This window comes from Streptomyces sp. NPDC048255 (assembly GCF_040652415.1).
Taxonomy (GTDB): domain Bacteria; phylum Actinomycetota; class Actinomycetes; order Streptomycetales; family Streptomycetaceae; genus Streptomyces.
In genome coordinates this window covers 100,265-119,037 of record NZ_JBEZMA010000008.1, presented here as the reverse complement: position 1 = coordinate 119,037, position 18,773 = coordinate 100,265, and the positions used below count along the sequence as shown (strand labels likewise).

Here is an 18,773-nt window from a genome sequence, read left to right as displayed (position 1 = left end):
CACTCACCCAAACGTACTATCACTCACAAGAGTGACCTGAGTGCACAACAGCTACTAACCCCGCCGCGGACGGCGGGTAAGGCGGCACCTATTCCTGACGGTTCGTCAGATGATTAGGGTGGCCGCGTGAACGAGCAGACGGAACAGACTCAGAACGGTGTCGTGATCGCCGGCGCCGGAATGGCCGGGGTGCAGACGGCCGTCGCCCTGCGGGAGCAGGGGTTCGAGGGCCCCGTGACCCTGCTGGGAGCCGAGCCCCACCAGCCCTACGACCGGCCCCCGCTCTCCAAGGCGGTCCTGCTGGGCAAGGCCGAGGGCTCCGCCTTCGACGTGGACTTCGAGGGGCTCGGCATCGAGCTCAGGCTCGGGACGGAGGTCACCGGGCTGCGGGCCGCCGAGCGCGAGCTGGACACCGAGGCGGGACCGGTCCCGTACGGGGTCCTCGTCCTGGCGACCGGCGCGCAGCCCATGACCCTGCCCGGGACCGAGGGCGTCCCCGGCGTCCACCTGCTGCGCACGCTCGACGACGCGGCCCGGCTGCGGCCGGTGCTGGCGACGGCGCCCCGCGCGGTGGTCGTCGGAGCGGGCTGGATCGGCGCCGAGTTCGCCACCGCGGCCCGGGAGGCGGGCTGCGAGGTGACCGTGGTCGAGGCCGCGGACCGGGTCCTGGCGGGGGCGCTGCCCGCGGAGGTCGCCGAGCCGATGGGCCGCTGGTACGCGGAGGCCGGCGCCGAGCTGATCACCGGTGCGGAGGTCGCCGGGATCGAGGAGGGCCGGGTGCTGCTCGCGGACGGCCGGGCGCTGCCGGCCGGCGCGGTGGTGGTCGGCATCGGAGCCCGCCCGGCCACCGGATGGCTGGCCGGGACCGGCGTATCGCTCGGCCCCGACGGCTCCGTCACCGCGGACGCGTACCTGCGCACCTCGCTGCCCGGGGTGTACGCCGTCGGCGACTGCGCCTCCTTCCCGTCGGCCCGCTACGGCAAGCGGCTGCTCGTGCACCACTGGGACAACGCGCTCCAGGGGCCGCGTACGGTCGCGGCGAACATCCTGGCGGGGGAGGCGGTCCAGGTCTATGACCCGGTGCCGTACTTCTGGTCCGAGCAGTTCGGGCGCTTCGTGCAGTACGCCGGACACCACGGCGGCGCGGACACGCTGCTCTGGCGGGGTGATCCGGCCGCGCCCACCTGGTCGGTGTGCTGGCTGCGCGAGGGCGCGCTGGTCGCGGTGCTGGCCGTGGGCCGCCCCCGTGACCTGGCCCAGGGCCGCAAGCTGATCGAGGCGGGCGTCCCCGTGGACCCCGCCAAGGTCTCCGACCCCGGGATCCCGCTCAAATCGGCAGCGGTCTGACGGCCGGCTGGGCCGCGTGTTTCCGGCCTCGCCGGCGATCGAGGAGCGGGCTGCGGGGCGCCGCTCCGGCGCGGACCGGCCCCCGGACGGGTCGCTCAGGTACCGGCGGCCGAGCCGAGATGGCAGGCTTGTGCCCGTGACCGAGATTGACGCAAAGATCGATGCCCTTGTCCCCGACTGGCTGTACCTCCCCGACATCGCGGAGATGCTCGACATCGAGGTGACCCGGGTCCGCCAGATGGTCAAGGAAGGGCAGCTGATCGCCGTACGCCGGGGCGAGAACCGCTCCCTGCAGGTGCCGGCCCCCTTCATCGACGGCGACAAGGTCGTCAAGGGGCTCGTGGGCCTGCTGACCGTGCTGCGCGACGACGGCTTCTCCGACGAGGAGATCCTGGAGTGGCTCTTCACGGCCGACCCGACCCTGCCGGGTACTCCCGCGCAGGCGCTGAGCGAGAATCGCGGCACGGAGGTGAAGCGCCGCGCTCAGGCGCTCGCCCTGTGACCTGATCCGCGATCCGCTCCACCGCGGTGCACGGGCCGCTCCCGGCCCGTGCGCCGCCCACCCCGGGGGGTTAAACCATGTCCGCGAACGACGCCCGCGCCCAGCTGGCCGACGCCCGGCTCTACCTGTGCACGGACGCACGCAAGCGGCAGGGGGACCTCCCCGAGTTCCTGGACGCCGTCCTGGCCGGCGGCGTGGACATCGTCCAGCTCCGGGACAAGGGCATGGAGGCGGGCGAGGAGCTCGAACACCTCCAGGTCTTCGCCGAAGCCGCCCGCCGCCACGGCAAGCTGCTCGCCGTGAACGACCGCGCCGACGTCGCCCACGCCATCGGCTCCGACGTCCTGCACCTGGGCCAGGGCGACATCCCCGTCCCGGCCGCCCGCGCCATCCTCGGCGAGGACCTGCTCGTCGGCCGGTCCTGCCACGCCGAGAGCGAGGTCGACGCGGCCGTCGCCGAGACGGGCGTCGACTACTTCTGCACCGGCCCCTGCTGGCCCACCCCCACCAAGCCCGGCCGGTACGCCCCCGGCCTCGGGCTCGTCCGGTACGCGGCCTCCCTGGAGCAGGACCGGCCCTGGTTCGCCATCGGCGGCATCGACAGCACGAATCTGGACGAGGTCCTCGACGCGGGCGCCACCCGGGTCGTGGTCGTCCGCGCCCTCACCGAGGCCACCGATCCCGGCGCGGCCGCCGCGGACCTGGCCAAGCGGGTACGGGCCCGCCTCGTGCGGCCGTAGGGTCCGGACCCCTCAAGTGTCCAAAAATGTGTCCAATGGGTGGACGGCGCTTCGGCGTCCGACAGGCCGCGTCTAACCTGCCGTTATGGCCCTTGGTACCTCCTCCACCTGGTCGGATCGTGCGCACACGGTCCGCGACCTCCTCGCGTCCGGGCGCTCCTACTCGTTCGAGTTCTGGGCCCCGAAGACGGAGAAGGGCGAGCGCAACCTCTGGAACGCGCTCCGCCGGGTCGAGGCGGTGGCCCCCAGCTTCGTCTCCGTGACCTACGGGGCCGGCGGCTCCACCCGCGGCGGCACCGTCCGCGCCACCCAGCAGATCGCCGCCGACACCACCCTGACCCCCGTCGCCCACCTCACCGCCGTGGACCACTCGGTCGCCGAGCTGCGCAACGTCATCGGGCAGTTCGCCGACGCGGGCATCCGCAACATGCTCGTCCTGCGCGGGGACCCGCCGGGCGACCCGATGGGCGAGTGGGTGGCCCACCCGGAGGGCGTGCACTACGCCGCCGACCTGGTGCGGCTGGTCAAGGAGTCCGGCGACTTCTGCGTGGGCGTCGCGGCCTTCCCCGAGATGCACCCGCGTTCGACGGACTGGGACACGGACATCCGGCACTTCGTGGACAAATGCCGTGCGGGCGCCGACTATGCGATCACCCAGATGTTCTTCGATCCGGAGACCTATCTGCGGCTGCGCGACAGCGTCGCGAAGGCGGGCTGCGAGACCCCGATCATCCCCGAGATCATGCCTGTTGTGAACGTCAAGCAGCTCGACCGGCTGCCGCAGCTCAGCAACGCGGTCTTCCCGTCGGATGTGAAAGAACGCATGCTCGCCGTCAAGGACGACCCGGCCGCTGTACGCTCCATTGGCATCGAGTTCGCCACGGAGTTCTGCGCGCGGCTGCTGTCCGAGGGTGTCCCGGGGCTGCACTTCATCACGCTGAACAATTCCACGGCGACTCTCGAGATCTACGAGAACCTGGGCCTGCACCAGCGGGCCTGATCGGCCGTCCGTCCGTGTGCGGCCGCACCGAGAGGGGCCTTGCATGGGAATGACGGTCCTCTACATCGCGTTCGGTTTCGTCGCGCTGTGGCTGCTTGCCGAGGTCCTGATGCAGTACAAGGCCCGGCTCCGCTGGCGCCTGCTCGCCTTCACCGGCTTCCTCGGCGTGGTCGCCGGGGTGGTGCTGCCCTCCGTGCTGGTCATCGGCGCCGGCGCGGCCGCGTTCGCCGTGGGCCAGACGCTGGTGACGCTCTCCTTCCGCAAGGGGTTCGTGGCCGGCTGGGCGCTGCGCCGGGGCGGGGAGCCCGTACGCAAGAGCGGACGGCGCCGGGCCGGGGGCGAGCCGCGCCCGGAACCGGCCCTCCAGGTGACCGCGCTGGAGTACGGCGCCGAGGGCGCGGACGAGGCCGAACGGCGGGCTTCCGAGCGGGAGTTCCGGGACCCTGCCGAAGACGTCTACAGCCCGGAGCCGGTGCCCGAGGAGACCGGGTCCTACGGGATCCAGAGCTTCGCCTCCGCGCCGCCCGCCATCGGCGTGCCGGAGGCCTTCGCCTCCCCGTTCACCACGGCCGAGCAGGACGCCCACCAGTACGCCGCGTACTACGACCCGCAGAACCAGGGCGGCTCCAACGGCTACGACTACACCACGGGCTATCCGGGGGGCGAGCAGCAGGTCTACGCCGCCTACTCGGACCCGTACATCGGCGGCGGGGTCGTACCGCAGCCGGGCGGGGACTACTCCGCCTACCCCCAGTACACGGACTACGGGCAGCAGCAGTACTCCACGGACACCCCGCCCGGCGGGGTCTGGGTCCCGCAGCAGCGGTCCACCGACGGGGCGGGCCAGCCCTACCCGGCCGAGGAGCAGGGCGAGGCACCGCAGCAGTACCCGTACCCCTACCAGGGCACCGGGGAGTACGAGCAGTACCGCTACTGACCGGGGCCGAGCCGCCGGGGTCGCCGCCGGATCCGGCTCCGGACCAGGCGGCGCGCGGTCACTGGGAGCCGCGGAACCCCGCGCCCTCCACGATCAGCCCGGCCACCAGGGCCCCGGTCATCCCGGCGTGCGCCAGCCCGCCGCCGGGATGCGCCCAGCCGCCGGCCAGGTACAGCCCGGGCACGCCCGTCGCATTGGCCGGGTAGAGCAGCTGTCCCCCCGCCCCCGCGAGGGCCGGCGCGGGCACGGCGCCGCCCGGGGCGCCCGTCGCCGCCTCGACGTCTGCGGGCGTGCGCACCTCCTGCCACAGCAGCCGCTCCTGTAGCCCTGGGACGGCCCGTGCGGCGAGTTCCAGCAGCTCCTCGGGCCCGGGGGCCGCGGAAGGGCCGCCGGGAGCCCCAGGGCCGCACACCGCGCTCACGGTCACCGCCTCGTGGTCCGCGTCGGGCCGGGTGGCGGGGTCGTCGGGCCGCAGCACCGTGACGACCGTGCCGGGGGAGTGCACCAGGGTGCGGTGGACCGTGCCGGCCGGGCGGGGGCCGCGCAGCGCGAGGAACAGGGTGAGCCGGCTCGGTACGAGCGCCCCCCGGACCGGAGCAGCGCCGTCCGGCCGGCCAGCGGTGACAGCCGGCAGCAGCCTCGGGTCGACCCCGCAGACGACGGAGTCGGCGGCCGGCTCCGTGCCGTCGGCCAGCAGCAGCCCGGCCGCCCGGCCTTCGCGTACGAGGACGTCCGCGACCTGTGCCCCGAAGACGAACTCGACCTTCCGTTCCAGGCAGCGCTCGTACACGGCGGTGGCCAGCGCACGCATCCCGCCGCGCGGGTACCAGCTGCCGAAGGTCTGCTCCATGTACGGCAGCACGGCCGCGGCGGCGGGCGCCCGGCCCGGGTCGACCCCGTACGAGGCGACCCGGCCGGCCAGCAGCTCCCCGAGGCCCCCGCCCAGCTCACGCTCGGCCACCTCGGCCAGGGTCGGCGGGCGGCGGCGCAGCAGGCCGCTCTTGCGCAGCGCCGGGTACGGGTCGCGGCCGAGGACCTGCCAGTCGGGGCGCAGCGGCTCCTCCAGCAGCGGGCGGCGGGTGGCGTCCCAGGCGTCCCGGGCCCGGCCCAGCATGCCGTTCCAGCGTTCGCCCGCGCCCGGGCCGAAGGCCTCGTCGAGGGCGGCGGCGACTCCGCCGTGGGTGGTGCCCGGGAGCGTGACGTCGATGCCCTGGCCGGGGAGGACGTGCCGTAGAGCCGGGTCCACTTGGACCAGGTCGAGGTAGTCCTCCAGGGGGCGCTTGCCGGTCTTCACGAACAGGTCGCGGTAGACGGCGGGCAGGTGCAGCAGCCCGGGGCCGGTGTCGAAGGCGAAGCCCTCGCGTTTGTGGCGGCCGACCGCGCCGCCGTATGTGGAGCCGCGTTCGTACACCGTCACCTGGTGCCCCGCCACGGCCAGCCGGGCCGCCGTCGCCATCGCGCCCATGCCGGCGCCGATCACCGCAATTCGTGCCATGCGGCTGAGCCTATCGAGGGCGTCCGCCGTGGTCAGCGGGGTGGGGCCCCGGTGGCCCGGCGGGTCTCGGCGGCCAGCCGCTTCTCCTCGCGGCGCTGGGCGCGGCGGCGCAGGAAGCGGCGGATCCGGCTCCAGAGGAAGATCAGCAGGGCCAGTCCGGCGGCCAGCAGGACGGCCGCGATGATGGCCGCGGCCTCGGGGTTGAACATCGCGAAGGTGACTACGGCGCCCACGCCGAGGTCCTCGGCGGTGCTCATCACGACGTTGGTGAACGGCTCGGGCGAGGTGTTGATCGCCATCCGGGTGCCGGCCTTGACGAAGTGGCTGGCCAGAGCGGTGGAGCCGCCGACCGCTCCGGCGGTGAGGTCGGACAGGGAGCCGCTCTGCCCGGCCAGCAGCGCGCCGACCACGGCACCCGACACCGGGCGGATCACGGTGTGGACGGCGTCCCAGGCGGAGTCCACGTACGGGATCTTGTCGGCCACGGCCTCGCAGAGGAACAGCACGCCCGCGGCGATCAGCACGTCGGTGCGCTGGAGGGATTCGGGGACCTCGTCGGTCAGCCCGGTCGCGCCGAAGACGCCGAGCAGGAGGATCACGGCGTAGGCGTTGATCCCGCTGGCCCAGCCGCTGGTGAAGACCAGGGGGAGCACACTCACCGCATCATCATGGCGCAGAACGGGTGATCCGGCAGGAGCTACGGCGCGGAACGGGAGCTGCGGCGCACGACAATGAGGGGACGGCCGCCAGTCGGCGGCCGTCCCCTCATTCGTGCACGTGTGTACGGGGGCTCACTGCCCCTGTTCGTCACGGCGGCGCTGCCACCGTTCCTCGATGCGGGTCATCATCGACCGACGCTGCCGGTTCTGGCCACGGGCCGAACCGCCTGCACTGCTGGAGACGGGCTGCTCGCCAGGCTTGGGTGCCTTGCGCCAACCGGTGACCACGAGGACCGTACAGCCCAGCATGACGAGGAAACCCACCACGCTGACCCAGAGTACGTTCGGAATGATCACACCGGTCATGAGGAGCGCGATACCCACCACAATGCCTGCGACTGCCTGGTAGACCCGTCGCCGGGTGTACGTACGCAGTCCGCTTCCCTCAAGCGCTGTCGCGAACTTGGGATCTTCGGCGTACAGCGCTCGCTCCATCTGCTCGAGCATGCGCTGCTCGTGCTCCGAGAGCGGCACGGGAGTCCTCCTCATCCGTCGGTCGCGGGGGGTAGCGACCAGGGGTCCCCTTCAGGATAGGCGGGGAATCGCCCCCGTGATACCCGCCCTCTACGCCACGTTCTAAAAGACACAGCCCAGAAACCGTACCGCCGCGGGAGCGGTCACTGAGGCGGTTATTCCCCAACGGCCCGTTCACCATGCCGGTCACTGCCCCCGATCATACGGGGCAGAGCGCCGGAGCGGAGGGTCTTGTGGCTCACTGCGTCCGAGGAAGAACGCAGATCAGGACTGCTTCTCGCCCAGAACGTGCAGTTGCGTGGCGACCGCGTGGAAGGCCGGCAGCTCGGCGGCGGCTTCCTCCAGGCGCAGCAGTGCCTCCACCGCGCCCGGCTCGGTGTCCACCAGGACTCCGGGGACGAGGTCGGCGAAGATCCGGACCCCGTGCACCGCGCCGACGGCCAGGCCCGCCCCGCCGACCAGCTCGGCCAGCTGTTCGGCGGTGAACCGCCGCGGCACCGGGTCGCCGGCGCCCCAGCGGCCGGCCGGGTCGGTGAGGGCGGTACGGGCCTCGGTGAAGTGCCCGGCCAGAGCGCGGGCGAGCACGGCGCCGCCGAGGCCGGCGGCCAGCAGGCTGAGCGTGCCGCCGGGACGCAGTGCGGCCTCCGCGTTGGCCACGCCCTCCGCCGGGTCGTCCACGTACTCCAGCACGCCGTGGCACAGGACCACGTCGTACGCGTCGCGGTCGACGACCTCCAGCAGGCCCTGGGCATCGCCCTGGACCCCGCGGACGAGGTCGGCGACGCCGGCTTCGGCGACCCGGCGCTCCAGCCCGAACAGCGCGTTCGGGCTGGGGTCGACCACGGTGACCCGGTGGCCCAGGCGGGCCACCGGTACGGCGAACTTGCCGGTGCCGCCGCCGGTGTCGAGCACGTCCAGCACGTCCCGCCCGGTCGCCTTCACCCGGCGGTCGAGTGCCTCCTTGAGGACCTCCCACACCACGGCGGTGCGAAGGGAAGCACGGGGGCGGGAAGTGTCCGACACGGCTGATGGCTCCTCGGCGCGGAAGGAAAGGAAGGGGGTGAGTGGCGTGTGCGCCACCCGTGCCCCACCTTATGGCCTTCCGCTGCCGGGCAGCTCATCCCGCGTCCGGACGCTCCGGACGCGGCTGCGGCAAGGACTGCGGCGCGGTCGGGAGGGTGCTCTGCGCCGGTGCCTGGAGGGCGAGCATCCGCTCCACCAGGCGCACGAACATCGCGACGGCCCGCATCAGGTCGTCCGCGTCCCGGCCGCTGGCCGCGTCCGCTATCCCGGCCTCGGCCCGGGCCCGGCGCGCGGCGCCGGAAGCGAACAGCGCGCTCCACTCGGCGAGCTCCGGAGCCAGCTCCGGCAGCAGCTCCCACGTACTGCGGATCCGGGGCCGGCGCCGCGGGCCGACCGGCTCGGGCCGACCGCGGGCGGCGAGCACCGCCGCCGCGGCGCGCAGCGCGGCGAGGTGGGCCGTGGCGTACCGCTCGCCGGGCCTGGTCAGGCCGGCGGCTTCGGCCAGCCCGGCGCGGGCCTTGGCGAGCAGGTCGAGAGCGGCCGGTGGAGCGGTGGCCCTCCGCAGGACGGGATGGACAGGGGACGGGGACGGTGTGGCCATGACGAACCTCCTGTCGTTGCGTTGCCTTCGGCGCGTGAGTTCATCGCGTTGACCCCATCGTGACGGGCACCACTGACAATCCGGCTGACCTGCACTTTTACGGTCCATGACCGGACAACTTCCCCCCGCTGCGCACCCCGTGCTCCCTGGGTGCTAGTTTTTGAACTGACCGGTCAGTTCAAAAAGAAGGGGGACGGCGTGGACAGCCCGCACGGCGCGGCCGTCAAAGCCGAGGACTTCGGACTCAAGGGCCCGCGCGGCTGGGCCTTCCGGGGTGTCGGCATCGACGCGGCGCCCGGCTCGCTCATCGCGGTCGAAGGACCCTCCGGCAGTGGCCGGACCTGCCTGCTCCTCGCTCTCACCGGACGGATGAAGCCCACCGCGGGCCGCGCCGAAGTCGGCGGCCACCGGCTGCCGAAGCACATGGCCGCGGTCCGCCGGATCGCCGCCCTCGGCCCGGTCTCCGGGGTCAACGACCTCGACCAGGCCCTCACCGTCGCCGAACAGCTGCGCGAGGGAGCCCTGCTCCACCGCCGCTACGACGGCCCGGTCCGCGCCCTGCTGCGCCCCCGCGCCGAACGCCGCGCGGCGGCCGCGGCCCGGGTCGACACCGCCCTGGCCGCCGCCGGACTGGACCTCGCCACGCTGCCCAAGGGCGAGCGCACCTCCGTACGGGACCTGGAACGCCTGGAGTCCGTACGGCTGTCCGTCGCCATCGCCCTGCTGGGCTCCCCGCGGCTGATCGCCCTGGACGACATGGACCTCAAGCTCTCGGACGCGGAACGCGAGGAGGCCTGGGTCCTGCTGCGCTCGCTCGCCGCGAGTGGGATCACCGTCCTCGCCGTCTGCAGCGAGGCCCCGGACGACGCGACCGTCCTGCGCACGGTCGCCGAGGCCCCGGACGGCACCGCGGACGACAGCGCGGGCAGGACGGCGGGCGCGGCCGCGGACGAAGACGCACACGCAGACGGCACCGCGGACAAGACCGAGAGGAAGTCCGCGAAGAAGTCCGCGGACGACACCGCGGAAGACACCGCGGACGAAGACGTGACCGAAGACGTGACCGAAGACGTGGCCGAAGAGGTCACCGAAGACGACGACACGAAGGGGGCGGACGATGCGCTCGCCGAAGCTGGCCGCGCTTGAGCTGAAGCGGTTCGGGCGGGGGAAGCTGCCCCGGGCCGCTCTCGTCTCGCTGCTCCTGCTGCCGCTGCTGTACGGAGCCCTGTACCTCTGGTCCTTCTGGGACCCGTACAGCCGCCTCGACAAGGTGCCCGTGGCCCTCGTCAACTCCGACCGCGGCACCACGGTCGGCGGCGAGCGCGTCGACGCCGGCGACGAGATCACCAAGAAGCTCCACGACAGCAAGACCTTCGACTGGCGCGAGGTCAGCGCCGAGGAGGCGGCCAAGGGGCTGGAGGACGGGAAGTACTACCTCTCCCTCACCATGCCCGCCGACTTCAGCGAGAAGATCGCCTCCAGCTCCGGTGAGGACCCCACCACGGGCGCCCTCCAGGTCCAGACGAACGACGCGAACAACTACATCGTCGGCTCGATCTCCCGCACCGTCTTCGCCGAGGTCCGCACGGCCGCGTCCACCAACGCCTCCCGCGGCTTCCTCGACAAGATCTTCGTCAACTTCTCCGACCTGCACGACAAGACCGCCGAGGCCGCCGACGGCGCCGACAAGCTCAAGGACGGCGCCGACAAGGCCCAGAAGGGCGCGAAGGACCTCGCGGACGGCCTCGACACGGCCAAGGAGAAGACCGGCGAGCTCAACGGCGGCCTGAAGAAGCTGAACACCGCCTCCGGCCAGCTGAAGACCGGTTCCAAGAGCGTGGCCGACGGCACCCAGGTCCTGGCCGACAAGGTCAACGGCGCCGCCGACAAGGCCCGGCCCTTCGTCAAGGACCCCAAGAACCTGGCGGACACCGCCGAGCTGGTCGCCGACACCGCCAAGGTCGTCAAGAACCACCTCGACAAGTTCGCCGAGAAGGCCCCGGCCGCGGCCACCGCCGCCAAGAAGGCCGCGACCCTCGCCGACGAGTACTACACGCGGCACTGCGTCACCCCCGGCGCCGAGCCGCACCTGGCCTCCTGCCCCGACCTGAAGACGGTCAAGGTCAGCACGGCCGAGGCCGCCGAGCTCAGCGGCGACGTCAGCACCCTGGCCCAGAACGCGAACGGCGACGTCGGCAAGCTCCGGACCCAGCTGACCGACCTGGAGAACAAGGCCCGCGAGCTCGTCGTCAAGGCACCCGCCCTGGCCGGGGACCTCGACGCGGCCGTCGCCCAGGTCAACGCCCTCAACACCGGCGCCCACAAGGTCGCCACCGGCATGGCCCAGCTGCACACCGGCCTCAGCTCCGCCACCAGCGGCTCCGGCGCCATCGACGAGGGCGTGGGCAAGCTCGGCGACGGGGCGCACAGCCTCGACGGCGGCATGTACAAGCTCGTCGACGGCAACCGCGACCTCGCCGACGGCCTGCACGAGGGCGCCGGCAAGATCCCCGACTACGACCAGCAGCAGCGCGACACCCGCACCGAGGTCATGGCCGACCCGGTTCGGCTCGCCAGCCAGTCCCTGCACAAGGCGCCCAACTACGGCACCGGCTTCGCCCCCTACTTCATCCCGCTGTCCCTGTGGGTCGGCGCGATGGTCGCCTACATGCTGATCGCCCCCATGAACCGGCGGGCCCTGTCCGCGGGTGCCTCGCCCTGGCGGATCGCCCTCGCGAGCTGGCTGCCCGTGGCGGGCCTCGGCGCCGCCCAGGTGGGCCTGCTGATGTCCGTACTCCACTGGGGCCTCGGCCTGGAGATGGCCCGTCCGGCCCTCACCGTCGCCTTCCTGATGCTGGTCAGCGGCTGCTTCGCGGCGATCGTCCAGTGGCTCAACGCCAAGTTCGGCGCGGCCGGCCGGATCCTCGTCCTCGCCGTCCTGATGCTCCAGCTGACCTCGGCGGGCGGCACGTACCCCGTGCAGACCAGCCCCGGCTTCTTCAACGCCATCCACCCCTACCTGCCGATGTCGTACGTCGTCGAGAGCCTGCGCCGGCTCATCACCGGCGGCGACCTCGCCCCCGTCTGGCAGGGCTGCGCGGTCCTGGTGGCCTTCACCGCCGGCGCCCTCGCCCTCACCGCCCTCGCCGCCCGCGGCAAGCAGGTGTGGACGATGGACCGGCTGCACCCGGAACTGAGCCTGTAGTCCTGAGCCGTAGTCCTGGCCCGTAGTCCTGAGCCTGTCGCCCTGAGGGACGTGTTGACCTGTGAGAATCAGCGCCATGGAAAGCAGCAGCACCGGTACGGGTACCGGCGGCGCCCGACGCCGGGCCACCCGGCAGAAGCTCTACGAAGCGGCCGTGACGCTCATCGCCGAGCAGGGCTTCTCCGCGACCACGGTCGAGGAGATCGCCGAACGGGCGGGCGTCGCGAAGGGCACCGTCTACTACAACTTCGCGAGCAAGAACGACCTCTTCGAGGAGCTGCTGCGGCACGGCGTCGGGCTGCTGACGGCCTCGCTGCGGACGGCGGCGGAGGAGACGGAGGCGCGGGGCGGCAGCCGCGTCGAGGCGCTCGACGGGATGATCCGGGCGGGCCTCGTCTTCATCGACCGGTACCCGGCCTTCACCCAGCTGTACGTCGCGGAGCTGTGGCGGACCAACCGGGCGTGGCAGTCCACACTGATGGTGGTCCGCCGGGAAGCGGTGGCCGTCGTGGAGACGGTGCTGCGCGAGGGAGTCGAGCGCGGTGAGCTGAGCGGCGAGATCGACGTGCCGCTCACCGCGGCCGCGCTGGTGGGGATGGTGCTGGTGGCCGCCCTGGACTGGCAGTCCTTCCAGAGCGAACGCTCCCTGGACGACGTGCACTCGGCGCTGTCCCTGCTGCTGCGCGGCCGGGTCAGCGGAAACCGCTGACCACCCCCCAGTCGGCGGTGCCGCGCGGGCGGCGCGGCCCGTACAACTGGTGGGGCCGCCGCGCGACTGAGTACCCGTACCTAGTCCCATAGTTGAGTACGCGCGCGGATGGGCTCCCACCTGCGCAGACGACAGACTGGGGGCAACGGGCAGGAGACCCGGTCCGCACCGCAGACACGGGGCTGCGGAGCGGACCGGGTACCTCCTCCCGGAACCGGGAGGGGACAACACGGGACCCGGTGACGTGGAAACGACGGTGCGGCGGGGCTCGGGGGGATCGAGCCTCGCCGCACCGTTGCGTTCACGGGCTGTCAGGCCCGCCGTCGGGCCCGAAGGCCCCTCCCGTCAGCCGCGCCCCCGCAGCGGAAGCCGCAGCCGTACGGCGGCCAGCCGGGCCGAGACCACCGAGGCCACGCCCGACCAGCGGGCCGACACCGCCCAGGCCACGCGCACCGCCGAACGCGGCAGCAGCAGGGCGCGCAGCCGCGTACCGCGGCCCACCGGGGCCAGCAGGCCCGCACGGGCCGCCAGCACGTCCTCGGCCAGCCCCGGGTACGAGACCCCCGTGCCCGCCGGGGCGTACAGGGTCCGCTCCAGGGCGGCCGTGATCCGGTGGACGGCCGCGGCGGCGTCCGCCTCCAGCCGGCCCATCTGCACGACGCGGAACGCGGCCCGGCGCGGGGACAGCGCCTCGTCCGGGGCGATGCCCACGTCCCAGGCGGCGTCACCCAGCTCCAGCCAGGCCTCGGTCACCCCGCCGGCCGCCAGCCGGCGCTTGCGCACCCGGGTCCGCCACAGCAGCGGCAGCAGCGGGACGCCCAGGACCACCAGCGCGGCCGCGGTCCAGCCGAGGACGGCCGTCAGCGAGGGCCCGCCGCCCCCGGACGCGGCGTCCTGAGTCAGCGCCGGGCCACCGCACTCGCCGAGCTTCTTCTGCTCCGGCGGGCAGTCCTGGCTCTGCGAGGGCGCCGCCGAAGGCTGCGCGGCGCCGCTCTGCGAGGGCAGCGGGGCCGGGGCGGACGGCTGGGCCGCCGGCGCCCGGGGCCGGGTGTAGTCCGGCACCGAGATGCCCGCGCGGGGCGTCGGCTCGAACCGGGTCCAGCCCACGCCCTCGAAGTACAGCTCCGGCCAGGCGTGCGCGTCGCGCATCGACACGTTCACCGTGCCGTCCGACTGCTTCTCGCCGGGGGTGAAGCCCACCGCGACCCGCGCCGGGATGCCCAGCGTCCGGGACATCGCCGCCATGGAGAACGCGAAGTGGACGCAGAAGCCCTCCTTGTCGGCGAGGAACCGGGCGACCGCGTCCGGACCGGTGCCCGAGGCCGTCTTCGTGTCGTAGCGGAACCCGCCCGTCACGGCGAAGAAGTCCTGGAGCTTCACGGCCCGCGTGTAGTCGTCCTTCGCGCCCTGCGTCACCTTGCGGGCCGTCTCGGCGACCACCGGCGGCAGCTCCGGCAGCTTCGTGTACTCCGCCCGTACGGCGGGGTTCGGCTCCGGAGCGTTCTGCAGCTGCTCCGCCGTCGGCCGGAGCAGCAGGCTCCGCACCCGGTACTGCGCGCCCTGGACGTTCTGGAACCGGCCCTTGCCGAGCTGGTCCCCGACCAGGGTCCGGCCGACCGGTTCGAAGCGCCACTTCCCGCCGATGTCCACGGCCGTCGCCGGGTACGGCATGGGCAGGTAGCGCTGGGTGAAGCTGTCCGCCGCGGACAGGCTGGTCGACACCTCGACCGCGGTCCCGCGGACCTGTTCGCTGAGGCCGGGCGGGGTGGGCAGCCGCGCCGGCACATCGGCGAGCGCCCGCCCGGAGGCCTCCCACTTGACCCCGTTGAACTCGTCCAGCGCCAGGATCCGCAGGTACTGCTCGCTCTGCTGCGGGCTGTCCGTGCGGTACTTGAGCACCACCCGGTTGTCCTGCGCGTTCAGGCTGCTCTGCAAGGAGACCAGCGGGTTGACCGCGGAGATCGTCCCGCCCACCCCGCTGCCGCCGCCCTCGCCGTCGCCCTGCGCGCCCAGCATGCCGCCGCCGAGCGCGGGCAGCGCCGCCGGCACCACCAGTGCCAGGCCCAGCGCCACCACGCCGATCCGCCGCCCGGTCCGCACCGGGGCCGTCGCGTGCGCGCCGGTGGCGCTGAGGCCGGAGGAGGACGGGCCGCGCTCCCGCGGGCCCGCGGCGAAGACCCGGCCCCACTGGGCCAGCCGGTCCCGGCCCTCGGCCAGCAGCATCATCAGGTAGCCGCAGCCCGCCAGCAGGAAGGAGATCCAGGAGGCCTCCCCGCCGCCCGCCAGGCCCGCGGCCACCGAGTACAGGGCGAGCAGCGGCAGACCGGCCGCCGCGGCCGTCCGTACGGTCACCGCCAGCATGTCCACCAGCAGCCCGATCAGCAGCACCCCGGACACCAGCAGCAGCCGGATGCCGTCCGTCAGCGGGGCCGGTATCGCGTACTCGCCCACGTCCTGGACGCCCTGCTGGAACAGCGCGCCGAAGTCCGTCACCAGGTACGCCACCGGGCCGCTCCCCGGGGAACCGGCCTTCCCGCCGAACAGGAACGCGAGCAGCAGCAGCGACACCAGCAGCTGGGCCGCCACGGTCAGCGACCGCGCCAGCGGCACCCGCCGGGCCCCGGCCCCCACCGCGCTCTGCACGCCCAGCAGCAGCGCCGCCTGGAGCAGCCAGCCGGCCGACTCCACGAGCGGGACCAGCGACCAGGCGGTCAGCAGCGTCGCCAGCAGCGCGAACAGCGTCAGTCTCGCCCGCCCGCTCATCGCAGTCCTCCGGAAGTACCCGTGCCGAGCGGAGCGGACCCGGCCTGTCTCCACAGCTCGCCGAAAACCACCCCGGGCGGGGCGGCCAGCGCCGTCCAGCCCGCGTCGCGCAGCCTGCGCAGCCGCTCTTCCAGCGGGGGCAGGGCCTGCGTCCGCGCGGACTGCCCGGCCCAGGTCGCGGAATCCAGTACGAAGGCCACCGCGCCCGCTGCCCGCTGGCGCAGCTTGGCCGCCAGCTCGGTCTGTACGTCGTCCAGATCGCCGAAGAAGGCGATGAGGAGCCCGTCACCCCCGGCCGCGCCGAAGCCGCCGCCGCCGCGCACCGCGTCGTAGGCCCGCGAGAGCCCCGCGCCGTCGGAGTGGCCGACGACCGCGAGGGTGTCCATCATCAGCCCGGCGGCGGCAGCGGAGTCCTGCCCGCCGGACGAGCTGTAGCCGTCGAAGCCGCCGGCGCCGCCGGGCACCGAGTCCCCGGTGTCCGTCAGCAGCCGCACCGCGAAGCCCTGTTCGAGGAGGTGCACCAGCGTGGAGGCGGCCCCCGACACGGCCCACTCGAAGGCGGAGTCCGGGCCCGCGCCCTCGAAGGCCAGCCGGCGGGTGTCCAGCAGCACGGTCGCCCGGCTGCGCTGCGGCTGCTCCTCGCGGCGCACCATCAGCTCGCCGTAGCGGGCCGTGGAGCGCCAGTGCACCCGGCGCAGGTCGTCGCCGCGCCGGTAGCCGCGCGGGATCACGTCGTCGTCGCCGGCCAGGGCCAGCGAGCGGCGGCTGCCGTCCCCGTAGCCGGAGGACTCGCCCGCCAGCCGGACCGGCGGCAGCGGCTCGGTGCGGGGGATGACGGTGAGGGTGTCGTAGGCGCTGAACGAGCGGGTCAGCTCGACCAGCCCGAAGGGGTCGGTCAGCCGCAGCTGGAGCGGGCCCAGCGGATAGCGGCCGCGCAGGTCGGAGCGGACCCGGTAGGACACCTCGCGGCGCCCGCCGGGCTCGACCCGGTCCAGGACGAAGCGGGGCCGCGGCCCGAGCACGTAGGGCACCCGGTCCTGGAGCATCAGCAGACCGGTGGGCAGCCGGGAGACGTTGTCCATCCGCAGCTGCACCCGGGCCTCGGAGCCCGCGGGCACCCGTCCCGGGGTGAGCCGGCGGCTGCCGGAGACCCGGTAGCGGGTGCGGTGCAGGGCGTAGACGCAGATCAGCGGCAGCACGGCGAGCAGCAGCCCGACCCGGAGCAGTTCGCCCTGCCCCAGGACGTACGCGCACCCGGCGGCGGCTGTTCCGGCGGCCAGGAACGAGCGGCCGCGGGTGGTGAGTCCGGACAGCGAGGCGCGCAGCCCGCCGGCGTCCTGGCCGCGGTCGGCCCGGCCGCCGTCAGGCCGGCCACCGGCGCCGCCCGGGGCACCGGCGCTCATCAGAAGCCCCGGATGCCCGCGCCGGGCGGCATCTCGCCGCGGACGTGCGCGGCGGGGACGGGGGTGCGCTGGAGGATGTCGTGGACGACCTGCTCGGCGCTGCGCCGGTTCAGCTGGGCCTGCGCGGTGGGCAGCAGCCGGTGCGCGAGGACGGGCGCGGCCAGCGCCTGGACGTCGTCGGGCAGCACGTACTCGCGGCCGGACAGCGCGGCGGAGGCCTTCACGGCGCGCAGCAGGTGCAGGGTGGCGCGGGGCGAGGCGCCCAGGCGCAGGTCCGGGTGGCTGCGGGTGGCCGAGACCAGGTCGACGACGTAGCGCCGGACCGGCTCGGCCACGTACACCTCGCGCACGGCCTCGATGAGCTTGACGATGTCGTGGGCGTGCGCGACGGCCGTCAGGTCGTCGAGCGGGGAGAGCCCGCCGTGCACGTCGAGCATCTGGAGCTCGGCCTCGGGGCTGGGGTAGCCGACGGAGACGCGGGCCATGAAGCGGTCGCGCTGGGCCTCGGGCAGCGGGTAGGTGCCCTCCATCTCCACCGGGTTCTGGGTGGCGACGACCATGAAGGGGCTGGGCAGCGTGTAGGTCGTGCCGTCGATGGTGACCTGGCGCTCCTCCATCGACTCCAGCAGCGCGGACTGGGTCTTGGGGGAGGCGCGGTTGATCTCGTCGCCGATCACGATCTGCGCGAAGATCGCGCCCGGCTTGAACTCGAACTCGCGGCGCTGCTGGTCGTAGATGCTGACGCCGGTGATGTCCGAGGGCAGCAGGTCCGGCGTGAACTGGATGCGCTGCACCGAGCAGTCGATGGACTTCGCGAGGGTCTTGGCGAGCATGGTCTTGCCGACCCCGGGGACGTCCTCGATCAGCAGGTGCCCCTCGGCGAGCAGCACGGTCAGCGCGAGGCGCACGACCTCGGGCTTGCCCTCGATCACGCTCTCGACCGAGTGGCGCACCCGCTCCGCCGTGCTGGTCAGATCCGCGAGGCTCGCTCGGTCGTCGTACGTGGTCACCTGGTTCTCCTCGGCCCTAGCTTCAGGGCCGACGCCCTTGGCGCATGACCGGCCCACCCCGAAAACACGGACACCGGCCCCAGGGGGTTCCCGGGGGGTGTCACCCCGCATTGTTGACGGCTTTACGGGCTGGTGTCACTCAGGAGCTGGGATCGATCTCCCGCAGGAGTCCGGTGTGCACGTCGAAGACGAAGCCTCGCACATCGTCCTTGTGCGGCAGGAAGGGGTTCGTGCGAACCCGCTGCATGGACTGGCGGACGTCCTGGTCGACGTCCCGGAAGGCCTCGACGGCCCAGGCGGGACGCTGGCCGACCTCGTCCTCCAGCTCGTGCCGGAAGTCCTCGGTCAGGGTTTCGAGACCGCAGCCGGTGTGGTGGATGAGTATGACCGCGCGGGTGCCGAGGGCACGCTGGCTGATCGTGAGCGAGCGGATGGTGTCGTCGGTGACCACGCCGCCCGCGTTGCGGATGGTGTGACAGTCGCCGAGTTCCAGGCCGAGGGCGGCGTGCAGGTCGAGGCGGGCGTCCATACAGGCCACCACGGCCACGTGCAGCACAGGGCGGGCGTCCATGCCCGGATCGGTGAACTTCGAGGCGTAGGAGCGGTTCGCCGCGACCAGGCGGTCGGTGACGGAGCCGCCGCCGGGTGCCCCGGGCGTGGACGCGGCAGGCAGGGATGCGGAAGTCGTCATGAGTACGACGGTAGTGGTCACAGCTGGTAAAGGCCTCGCGTGAGGATGGACAAAGAAGGTCAACAAGTCCTGTTGTGAGCTAACCCACAGGAGTGGGCGGGGGCGGCCTTCCGGGTGATTCGCGGCATCTGTCGGTTCCGGGAGAGCGGCGGCG

General features: G+C 73.3%; 17 protein-coding genes. 8 read left to right on the top strand and 9 right to left on the bottom strand.

What is annotated here, in order from left to right; all coding sequences use genetic code 11:
• Positions 1-126 precede the first annotated feature (126 nt).
• From AB0D94_RS10000 to AB0D94_RS09980, 5 genes are all read left to right on the top strand, one after another.
• On the top strand, positions 127-1,347 hold the full coding sequence (locus tag AB0D94_RS10000) for an FAD-dependent oxidoreductase (RefSeq protein WP_362048404.1): 1,221 nt from the start codon (positions 127-129) through the stop codon (positions 1,345-1,347).
• Between the two features lie 136 nt (positions 1,348-1,483).
• A complete protein-coding gene (locus AB0D94_RS09995; protein WP_031148455.1) occupies positions 1,484-1,849 on the top strand; it encodes an Rv2175c family DNA-binding protein in 366 nt (121 codons plus the stop codon).
• A 77-nt stretch (positions 1,850-1,926) separates the two neighbouring features.
• Positions 1,927-2,589, top strand: a complete 663-nt coding sequence (thiE, locus tag AB0D94_RS09990) for a thiamine phosphate synthase (protein WP_362048401.1) — start codon at positions 1,927-1,929, stop codon at positions 2,587-2,589.
• 85 nt (positions 2,590-2,674) lie between these two features.
• A complete protein-coding gene (metF, locus tag AB0D94_RS09985; protein ID WP_362048398.1) occupies positions 2,675-3,589 on the top strand; it encodes a methylenetetrahydrofolate reductase [NAD(P)H] in 915 nt (304 codons plus the stop codon).
• A 43-nt stretch (positions 3,590-3,632) separates the two neighbouring features.
• Positions 3,633-4,526: a hypothetical protein gene (locus AB0D94_RS09980; protein WP_362048395.1), complete on the top strand. Its 894-nt coding sequence runs from the start codon at positions 3,633-3,635 to the stop codon at positions 4,524-4,526.
• Positions 4,527-4,584: 58 nt separating this feature from the next.
• Here AB0D94_RS09980 and AB0D94_RS09975 read toward each other — a convergent pair whose 3' ends face one another.
• From AB0D94_RS09975 to AB0D94_RS09955, 5 genes are all read right to left on the bottom strand, one after another.
• Entirely contained in the window at positions 4,585-6,021 is a 1,437-nt protein-coding gene (locus AB0D94_RS09975) for an NAD(P)/FAD-dependent oxidoreductase (protein WP_362048392.1), read from the bottom strand.
• 32 nt (positions 6,022-6,053) lie between these two features.
• Complete coding sequence (locus tag AB0D94_RS09970) at positions 6,054-6,680, bottom strand: DUF4126 domain-containing protein (protein WP_362048389.1); 627 nt, start codon at positions 6,678-6,680, stop codon at positions 6,054-6,056.
• Positions 6,681-6,812: 132 nt separating this feature from the next.
• Complete coding sequence (locus tag AB0D94_RS09965; protein ID WP_362048386.1) at positions 6,813-7,214, bottom strand: DUF3040 domain-containing protein; 402 nt, start codon at positions 7,212-7,214, stop codon at positions 6,813-6,815.
• A gap of 264 nt (positions 7,215-7,478) precedes the next feature.
• Positions 7,479-8,237: a methyltransferase gene (locus tag AB0D94_RS09960; protein ID WP_362048383.1), complete on the bottom strand. Its 759-nt coding sequence runs from the start codon at positions 8,235-8,237 to the stop codon at positions 7,479-7,481.
• A gap of 94 nt (positions 8,238-8,331) precedes the next feature.
• Positions 8,332-8,838, bottom strand: coding sequence for an SAV_6107 family HEPN domain-containing protein (locus tag AB0D94_RS09955; RefSeq protein ID WP_362048380.1), 507 nt, complete (start codon positions 8,836-8,838; stop codon positions 8,332-8,334).
• A 198-nt stretch (positions 8,839-9,036) separates the two neighbouring features.
• On the opposite strand from AB0D94_RS09955, the gene AB0D94_RS09950 reads away from it, so the two are divergent.
• The 3 genes from AB0D94_RS09950 (at position 9,037) to AB0D94_RS09940 (ending at position 12,752) form a co-directional block, all read left to right on the top strand.
• Entirely contained in the window at positions 9,037-9,984 is a 948-nt protein-coding gene (locus AB0D94_RS09950; RefSeq protein WP_362048377.1) for an ATP-binding cassette domain-containing protein, read from the top strand.
• The gene (locus AB0D94_RS09945; protein WP_362048374.1) at positions 9,956-12,043 is read left to right on the top strand and encodes a YhgE/Pip domain-containing protein; all 2,088 of its coding nucleotides are present in this window, start codon (positions 9,956-9,958) and stop codon (positions 12,041-12,043) included. The genes AB0D94_RS09950 and AB0D94_RS09945 overlap by 29 nt, the downstream gene beginning before the upstream one ends.
• A gap of 76 nt (positions 12,044-12,119) precedes the next feature.
• On the top strand, positions 12,120-12,752 hold the full coding sequence (locus AB0D94_RS09940; protein WP_362048371.1) for a TetR/AcrR family transcriptional regulator: 633 nt from the start codon (positions 12,120-12,122) through the stop codon (positions 12,750-12,752).
• 345 nt (positions 12,753-13,097) lie between these two features.
• Here AB0D94_RS09940 and AB0D94_RS09935 read toward each other — a convergent pair whose 3' ends face one another.
• The 4 genes from AB0D94_RS09935 to AB0D94_RS09920 form a co-directional block, all read right to left on the bottom strand.
• Complete coding sequence (locus tag AB0D94_RS09935; protein ID WP_362048368.1) at positions 13,098-15,515, bottom strand: DUF3488 and transglutaminase-like domain-containing protein; 2,418 nt, start codon at positions 15,513-15,515, stop codon at positions 13,098-13,100.
• On the bottom strand, positions 15,512-16,918 hold the full coding sequence (locus AB0D94_RS09930) for a DUF58 domain-containing protein (RefSeq protein WP_362048365.1): 1,407 nt from the start codon (positions 16,916-16,918) through the stop codon (positions 15,512-15,514). The genes AB0D94_RS09935 and AB0D94_RS09930 overlap by 4 nt, the downstream gene beginning before the upstream one ends.
• Positions 16,918-17,928 carry a MoxR family ATPase gene (locus tag AB0D94_RS09925; protein ID WP_362048362.1) on the bottom strand — a complete coding sequence of 337 codons (1,011 nt, stop codon included), beginning with the start codon at positions 17,926-17,928 and terminating at the stop codon, positions 16,918-16,920. The genes AB0D94_RS09930 and AB0D94_RS09925 overlap by 1 nt, the downstream gene beginning before the upstream one ends.
• A 139-nt stretch (positions 17,929-18,067) precedes the next feature.
• Positions 18,068-18,619 (bottom strand): carbonic anhydrase, encoded by a 552-nt coding sequence (locus AB0D94_RS09920; RefSeq protein WP_362048359.1) that lies wholly within the window; start codon positions 18,617-18,619, stop codon positions 18,068-18,070.
• Positions 18,620-18,773: the final 154 nt, after the last annotated feature.

What these genes read in the sequence shown, in the direction of transcription:
- AB0D94_RS09920 (WP_362048359.1), bottom strand. Translation starts at nt 18,619, where the DNA reads ATGACGACTTCCGCATCCCTGCCTGCCGCGTCCACGCCCGGGGCACCC.
- AB0D94_RS09980 (WP_362048395.1), top strand. Translation starts at nt 3,633, where the DNA reads ATGGGAATGACGGTCCTCTACATCGCGTTCGGTTTCGTCGCGCTGTGG.
- AB0D94_RS09945 (WP_362048374.1), top strand. Translation starts at nt 9,956, where the DNA reads ATGCGCTCGCCGAAGCTGGCCGCGCTTGAGCTGAAGCGGTTCGGGCGG.
- thiE (WP_362048401.1), top strand. Translation starts at nt 1,927, where the DNA reads ATGTCCGCGAACGACGCCCGCGCCCAGCTGGCCGACGCCCGGCTCTAC.
- AB0D94_RS09935 (WP_362048368.1), bottom strand. Translation starts at nt 15,515, where the DNA reads ATGAGCGGGCGGGCGAGACTGACGCTGTTCGCGCTGCTGGCGACGCTG.
- AB0D94_RS09975 (WP_362048392.1), bottom strand. Translation starts at nt 6,021, where the DNA reads ATGGCACGAATTGCGGTGATCGGCGCCGGCATGGGCGCGATGGCGACG.
- AB0D94_RS09930 (WP_362048365.1), bottom strand. Translation starts at nt 16,918, where the DNA reads ATGAGCGCCGGTGCCCCGGGCGGCGCCGGTGGCCGGCCTGACGGCGGC.
- AB0D94_RS09955 (WP_362048380.1), bottom strand. Translation starts at nt 8,838, where the DNA reads ATGGCCACACCGTCCCCGTCCCCTGTCCATCCCGTCCTGCGGAGGGCC.
- metF (WP_362048398.1), top strand. Translation starts at nt 2,675, where the DNA reads ATGGCCCTTGGTACCTCCTCCACCTGGTCGGATCGTGCGCACACGGTC.
- AB0D94_RS09940 (WP_362048371.1), top strand. Translation starts at nt 12,120, where the DNA reads ATGGAAAGCAGCAGCACCGGTACGGGTACCGGCGGCGCCCGACGCCGG.